General features: G+C 76.1%; 2 protein-coding genes. One reads left to right on the top strand and one right to left on the bottom strand.

Features of this window, described 5'->3' with window-relative positions; genetic code table 11:
* Nucleotides 1-921: 921 nt before the first annotated feature.
* The gene (locus tag MW084_RS17985; RefSeq protein ID WP_010470695.1) at nucleotides 922-1,731 is read right to left on the bottom strand and encodes an IclR family transcriptional regulator; all 810 of its coding nucleotides are present in this window, start codon (nucleotides 1,729-1,731) and stop codon (nucleotides 922-924) included.
* Between the two features lie 494 nt (nucleotides 1,732-2,225).
* On the opposite strand from MW084_RS17985, the gene MW084_RS17990 reads away from it, so the two are divergent.
* Nucleotides 2,226-2,846 carry a dihydrofolate reductase family protein gene (locus MW084_RS17990; protein WP_010470694.1) on the top strand — a complete coding sequence of 207 codons (621 nt, stop codon included), beginning with the start codon at nucleotides 2,226-2,228 and terminating at the stop codon, nucleotides 2,844-2,846.
* The last annotated feature ends 24 nt before the right edge of the window (nucleotides 2,847-2,870 follow it).

Here is a 2,870-nt window from a genome sequence, read left to right on the forward strand (position 1 = left end):
GGTCGTTGGCACCGTCAGANNTGNNTCAGNGNTGTATAAGAGNACCACCCGTACGCCCACCCGGCCGNNNCCGGCCCCACGCCGTACGGTCCGGGCGCGCCCACCACCCCGGCGCCGGCCGCCGCGCCCAAGCGCGGGCCCCGGACCGCGCTGATCGCCGCCGCCGCGGTCGTCGCCTTCGCCGTCGCGGGCGGCGCCACCGCGTACGCCCTCCTGAACGAGAAGGACGGGGGCACCGGCCAGGCGCGGGGGACGGCCTCCGGCACGTCCACGACCCCGCCCGCCGACGCGGACGCCATCGACCAAGGTGAGGGCGACCTGGCCGGTGAGATCGCCGGTTTGGAGGCCGACGTCGAGGTCGGCGGAAGCGCTCCCCCCGAGACCGGCACTCCGGCGACCCCGCCGCAGCCGGTCGACTTCAAGGGCATCGACCTTACGGAGGGCTACGAACTGTCCCTCGCGGACGACCCGGTGAAGCCGAAGGAGGACGGCGGGGACGTCCGCTACGGCATCTCCGGCATATCCACGCCCGGCAGCGGCCGCCTGGTGCTCCTGCGCAACGGGCAGGCCGGCTCGCTGGACACCTGCCTCGACGAGACGCGCTTCGCCACCTCCGTCGACGACTCGCAGATGTCCAAGGGCTCCCGGATGTGCCTGCAGAACGGCGCCGGCGACGTGGCCCTGCTGACCGTCGTCGGCTTCTCGCCCGAATCCGACCCCAGCGACTACGTCACCCTCGACGTGAAGGTGTGGCGCGGGGCGATGGACGTGGAGCCGACGAGCTGAGCGGCCCGGGCGGCGCGGCGCGGCGGCGGCGACCGTGAGGGCCGTCCGCAGCCGGCCGCTCCGCCCGCGAGCGGCCGGCTCGTCCGCACGCGGCCGGTCCCGCCCGCCTCGGCCGCCCGCCGGGCCGGGGCGGGGTCAGCGCCGGGAGCGGGGGCCGGACGGGTTCTTCAGGGCCGCCGCCAGGGCGCGGGCCACCTCCTGGAGGACGGGGGCGAACCGCTCCTCCGCCGCCTCCGTCATCCGCCCCGCCGGGCCCGAGACGGAGATCGCCGCCGGCGCGGGCGCGTCCGGCACCGGCACCGCCAGGCACCGCACTCCCGTCTCCTGCTCGCCGTCGTCCACCGCGTACCCCGACGCCCGCACCCGCTCCAGGGCCGCCAGGAACCCCTCGGGCGTGGTGATGGTCCTCTCCGTGGCCGCGGGCATCCCCGTACGGGCCAGCAGCGCCCGCACCTCCTCCGGCGGGACGTGCGCGAGCAGCGCCTTGCCGACGCCCGTGGAGTGCGGGAGCATCCGCCGGCCCACCTCGGTGACCATCCGCACCGAGTGCCCGGACGGCACCTGGGCGACGTACACGACCTCGTCCCCGTCGAGCAGGGCCAGGTTCGCCGTCTCACCGGTCTCCTCGACGAGCCGCGCCAGGTGCGGGCGCGCCCAGGTGCCGAGGAGGCGGGAGGCGGACTCGCCGAGGCGGATCAGGCGGGGGCCCAGTGCGTAGCGCCGGTCGGCCTGCTGGCGCACGTACCCGCAGGCGACGAGGGTGCGCACCAACCGGTGGATGGTGGGCAGCGGCAGCCCGCTGCCGGCGGACAGCTCGCTCAGTCCGACCTCGCCCCCGGCGTCGGCCATCCGCTCCAGCAGGTCGAAGGCGCGTTCCAGGGACTGCACACCGCCCGTGCCGGCGGACCTGGCGGCGTCGGTGCTGCTGGCGCGGGACGACGGCACGTCGACGGTCCTTTCGAGGCGGGCGGGATTCGGGGCGGGCGGGGGAGGCAGCAGCCTACCGGGCCGCCCCACCGGGCACGCCGCCCCGGAAGGGCGTTCCGGCCGGTCCAGGGCCCGCCTCCGCGTGCGCGCGACCTCCCCCGTCCGCTTGCGGGCACCCTCCCGTACGGGTCGTCGTCCTTCCGTACGGGGTCCCGTACGGGCCTGTGGCCTCCCGTACGGGTCTGTCCCTTCCCGTACGGGTCTGTCCCTTCCCGTACGGGGTCGCCTTCCCGTCCGGCGGAATCCGCCGTGCAGCTCCGGACCCCGGACCCCGGACCCCGGCCCTGGGTCCGGCCCCCGGGCACTCTTCCCCGGGCACCCCCGGCGCGGGCCGGCGGGCGGGGCGCTGCTCCCGAGGGGGGACGCCCCCGCCGCGTCGCCGCCCGACGGCGGGCGCCGGGCGGCTCCATGGTCTGAGCTGGTGCCGGAGACACCGACGAAAGGCGCGTGCCATGGCCCGGCTCACCCTCACCACCTTCCTCTCCCTCGACGGCGTCATGCAGGCCCCCGGCGGCCGTGACGAGGACCGCAGTGGCGGCTTCGACTACGGCGGCTGGCTCGTCCCCTTCGCGGACGACGACATGGGCCGGTTCGTCGACGAGGTCTTCGACCGTGCCGACGGCTTCCTCCTCGGCCGTCGTACGTACGAGATCTTCGCCTCGTACTGGCCCCGGGTCACCGACCCGGACGACCCGATCGCGAGCCGTCTCAACGCCCTGCCCAAACACGTCGTCTCCCGGACCCTCGAAAGGGCCGAGTGGAACAACTCGCACCTCGTGGAGGGCGACCTCGGCGAGGTGGTCGCCCGGCTGAAGGAGGGGCCCGGCCGGGAGATCCAGGTCCACGGCAGCGCCCGCCTGGCGCAGGGCCTCCTCGCCCACGGCCTGTTCGACGAGCTCAACCTGCTGGTCTTCCCGGTCTTCCTCGGCAGGGGCCGCAGGCTCTTCCCCGACGGGGGCACCCCGACCGCGTACGAGCTGACCGGCCACCGCGCGACCTCCACCGGGGCGGTCGTCCAGACGTACCGGCCGGCCGGTCCCGCCCGGTTCGGCACCTTCGCGCCGGGGGAGTGACCCGGGCCCCGCCCGGTCCGGCCC

This window comes from Streptomyces sudanensis, assembly GCF_023614315.1.
In the GTDB taxonomy this organism is placed as follows: Bacteria; Actinomycetota; Actinomycetes; order Streptomycetales; family Streptomycetaceae; genus Streptomyces; species Streptomyces sudanensis.

Coding starts and splice junctions, on each gene's coding strand:
- MW084_RS17990 (WP_010470694.1), top strand. CDS start 2,226: ATGGCCCGGCTCACCCTCACCACCTTCCTCTCCCTCGACGGCGTCATG.